The sequence below is a fragment of the Alcanivorax sp. HI0083 genome (assembly GCF_001635175.1).
In genome coordinates this window covers 1-3,776 of sequence record NZ_LWFX01001120.1, presented here as the reverse complement: position 1 = coordinate 3,776, position 3,776 = coordinate 1, and the positions used below count along the sequence as shown (strand labels likewise).

The window sequence follows — 3,776 nt, the reverse complement described above, 5'->3', positions numbered from 1 at the left end:
ATGTATTCCGGGTTCCGGGACAGGTATTGCATGGACAGCGTGCCCAGCACTTGCCGCAGCGGTGCCACATGTTGCTGCGGTAAATGCTGGCTGAGCAGAGCCGCACAGTGCAGGTAGCGCTTGTTGTTGCGGCTTAGCAGCTCGCGGAGATGCTGCAGGATATGCAGGATGCCTTCGTCCGGTTTTTTCCGAATAACCTCGGGGGTGACCTCCTTGAGCATGACCACCACGTCGTCGGAGAAACGGGCGTACATGGCATCCAGAATTTCCTCCTTGTTGCTGAAGTATTCGTAGAGTGTGCCCACACTAACCCCAGCAATATCAGCCACTTTAGTGGTTGTGAGTGCCTCACGCCCTTCCCGGGAAATAAAGATAAACCCCGCCTCAACAATCGCTTCGACCGTCTTCCTTGAGCGTTCCTGCTTGGGCTTACGCGTCTTGTCCATAACCGAATTGAACCCGAATAAATATTCGAATTACTGTGGTACTGATTCTGGAAGCTGTCAACCACCGGGCAGACGTGAGGCATGCAGCCCACGACAGACACAATCCGCTGTCACTGCAGGAGTGAACACCATGGCAACCGTCGACCTGGACCAGATGCTGGTAAAGATCCGCAACACCCAATGGGCGCTCACGGACATTGACTGGGAGGCACCAGGGGCGGAACTGATTACCGAGGAACAGTGGCCCAGGCTGCGTGATTTCATGGCGGACCTGGTGTGGATTGAGCACATCGGCGGGCGAGGCTTTGCCGCCATGGCGAAAAGCGCCCCCACGGATACGCTACGGCAGATCTATACCTATTTTTATGCCGAAGAACAGCGCCATGCCAACGCGGAAGTGGCGCTGATGAAGCGCTGGGGCATGCTCGACGCCGACGGCAACATGCCGCCACCGAACAACAATATCCGCCTGGTAGTGGACTGGATGGAGCGCTATGCGGATGACCTGGATTACCGGATTCTGGGGACCATCACTCCGGCTCTTGAGGTGGCGCTGGATGGCGCCCTGTGCAAGTTCCTGCTCGATACCGTGAAGGACCCGGTATGCCATGAGGCGTTCGCGAAGATCAACGATGACGAATCGCGCCACCTTGGCGTGGGCTTTGCCGTCATGGAACAGTACGGGCAGAGCAAGGTGGGCAGCAGGATCAATATGTCGCTGATGCGCACCATGGGCCGCTTGCTCAAGCCACAGATCATTCTGGGCGCGGCGGTACACTTTCCCTTGCTCAACAAGATGCGTGATAACGTGGTGCTCGCCGGGCTGCCGGAAGAAAAGCTTTACCAGGCTACCGCCAAGTTCGAGAAAATCGGTGGCCGCACCGAAGCGGGCCGCAGCAATCTGTTGTTCCGCCTGATCAGCACCCACATGAAAATCATGGCGGACCGTAACAACAAGTATTACCACGTACCGGTGGACCTGATGGTGCGGGCTACCGACAGAATCCCCCGCTGGGCCTTGCCGAAAAAACCCAGCTGGGTGGGTGACGTTACCTGGAAGCCGACGGATTAGCCGGACGGCCCTTCGTCGTTTCCCCTATGCGGTAGCGCTGCTAACCGCGATCAACAAACATTAGCCGCCTACCCTGCCGCCGGGCACAAGCCCCCCGGCACCCCCATCACCCAATCCCGAATTGCTTTAATCACCGGGTCATCCCGCCGATTTTCCGGGTACACCAGATAGAACGGTTTGCCTTCCAGTTCCGGCCCGAAGGGCTGAACCAACCGCCCTTCAGCCAGTTCATCGGCAATCAGGGTTTGGCTCATCAGGGCCACGCCCTGCCCGCCGATGGCGGCGGAAATAGCGTGGGTTTCGTCGGAAAATACCAGCCCGGCACTGACATCCAGCCCCGCCACCTGGACCCGTTTTTGCCAACCGGCCCAGTCCATGGGAGCCGCCAAGGCGCCTTGTGGGCGGAAGTGAATCAGTGGGTGGTCGGTTAAGTCCGCCACGTCGTCCAGTTTCAGATAAGGGCTGCAAGCCGGAATAAAAGTGTTATCGAACAGCTTCTCCGCCACCAGTCCCGGCCAGTCGCCATCGCCATAACGGATTGCCAGGTCGGCGGTGACCCCATCCAGGGCAACCGGTTCATGAGAAGCATGGATGCGCAGGTCTATTTCCGGGTGCGCATCCCGCAGCATGCAGACCCACGACAACAGCCAGCGCACAGCCACCGCTGGCGTGGTGGACAGCGTTGCTGCCAGGCGGGTCGGCGCCGCTTTCACGCGGTCCACCGCGTCAGCAATGCTGTCGAAGGCCGTCTCCAGTGACAGAAACAGTTCCCGGCCCTGCGGTGTCAGCAACAATTGCCGGGGCTTGCGCACGAACAGTGCCACCCCAAGCGATTCCTCAAGACCGCGAATATGGTGGCTGATGGCCGTGGCCGTCACAGACAGCTCACTGGCGGCCTGTTTGGCACTTTCATGGCGGGCGGCGGCTTCAAAAGCACGCAAGGCAGAAAGGGACGGTAACCGGCGAGGGCTCATAACTGAATTAAACTCATCTATTAATGAAAATAATGATCGTTTGTGGCGCCTTATTGCCCGCCACTAGGCTTGTCTTGCGCTTAACGATGAATGAGTTCAACTCACAAAACAAGGAGCCCACCATGACACACCTTCTGCAACTGGATGCCAGCGCCCGCCCCGGCCTTGCCGGTCAAGACGCCCACGGCTCCATCAGCCGCCGCCTGACGCAACGCTTCATCAGCCGCTGGCAAGCGGCCTCTGCGAACACCGCCGTCACCCAGCGGGATCTGGGCGCAGCCCCTCCGGCCATTATCGACCAACCCTGGATCGAAGCGGCCTTTACGCCAGCCGCCCATCAGCAGCCCTGGATGGCAGGCGTGCTGACCGAAAGCGATCAGTTGATTGATGAACTGATTGCGGCCGATGTGCTGGTCATCGGCGCACCGCTTTATAACTTCGGGATGCCCGCTGCGCTGAAGGCATGGGTGGACCAGATCGTGCGCATGGGCCGCACGGTGGGCTATGACGAAACCCGGCCGGAGGATCCGTTCACCCCGCTGCTGGCGGATCGTCCTCGCCACGCGGTCATCCTGTCGTCACGGGGTGGCGCCGGCTTCAATCACGGCGGCGATCTGGCCCACCTGAATCATCTGGAACCGGGCCTCACTACCGTGCTGCAGTTTATCGGCATTACCCGCATTCACTACGTTGCCGTTGAACATCAGGAAGAAGGCGGGGAACGATTGGCCGCGTCGATTCGCCAGGCCGAGCAGGAGGTGGATGCCTTGGTGGAGCAGTTGCAGAGCGCTACCAGCGAAACGCCGCAAGCGGATTACGCACTGGGCTGATTTAAGCATCGGAGGGAAGAATACCTGCATGACGAAAGCCCGCGCAGGGATGGCAGGCCATTCGTCATGCAAGCGGGTCCGTGGTTTAACGCCGCCGCACCAGCCCGTCTTCCAACACCTGCTCGAAGTGATCTTTGAGGGTATCGCTGGCTGCACGGTAGTTCACACCCAGCGCTTTGCTGCGAGTGTTGTCGAAGTGCAATGGATACCCCACGTTGCGGCTGATGAACTTGCGGGTCACCGGGCCCATGAACGGGCCGACCGCCCATACCACCGGCTTGGGCACCTTCATCATCGGGAAGGGATATTGGCGACCGAATTGCTTGCGCAGAATGGCGGCGATATCCAGCATGGAAACGGATTCGCTGACCAGGATATAGCGGCCTTCTGCGCTTTGATTAAACGCGCCCAACAGATGCGCCTGAGCCACTTCACGCACATCCACCATGCCGTA

General features: G+C 59.4%; 4 protein-coding genes and 1 pseudogene. 2 read left to right on the top strand and 3 right to left on the bottom strand.

All coding sequences use genetic code 11. The annotated features are described in order from the left end of the window. Window positions 1-446 (bottom strand): TetR/AcrR family transcriptional regulator (locus tag A3754_RS15590; RefSeq protein WP_156497020.1); only part of this gene is annotated, 446 nt, incomplete at its 3' end. 130 nt (window positions 447-576) lie between these two features. Here A3754_RS15590 and A3754_RS15585 point away from each other — a divergent pair. Then, the gene (locus A3754_RS15585) at window positions 577-1,518 is read left to right on the top strand and encodes a hypothetical protein (RefSeq protein WP_063520441.1); all 942 of its coding nucleotides are present in this window, start codon (window positions 577-579) and stop codon (window positions 1,516-1,518) included. A 68-nt stretch (window positions 1,519-1,586) separates the two neighbouring features. Here A3754_RS15585 and A3754_RS15580 read toward each other — a convergent pair whose 3' ends face one another. Continuing rightward, on the bottom strand, window positions 1,587-2,492 hold the full coding sequence (locus A3754_RS15580) for a LysR substrate-binding domain-containing protein (protein ID WP_063520440.1): 906 nt from the start codon (window positions 2,490-2,492) through the stop codon (window positions 1,587-1,589). 122 nt (window positions 2,493-2,614) lie between these two features. On the opposite strand from A3754_RS15580, the gene A3754_RS15575 reads away from it, so the two are divergent. Next, window positions 2,615-3,322: an FMN-dependent NADH-azoreductase gene (locus A3754_RS15575; RefSeq protein ID WP_063520439.1), complete on the top strand. Its 708-nt coding sequence runs from the start codon at window positions 2,615-2,617 to the stop codon at window positions 3,320-3,322. Between the two features lie 85 nt (window positions 3,323-3,407). Here A3754_RS15575 and A3754_RS27770 read toward each other — a convergent pair. Next, a pseudogene (locus A3754_RS27770) lies at window positions 3,408-3,776 on the bottom strand (diaminohydroxyphosphoribosylaminopyrimidine deaminase); the annotation flags it as partial.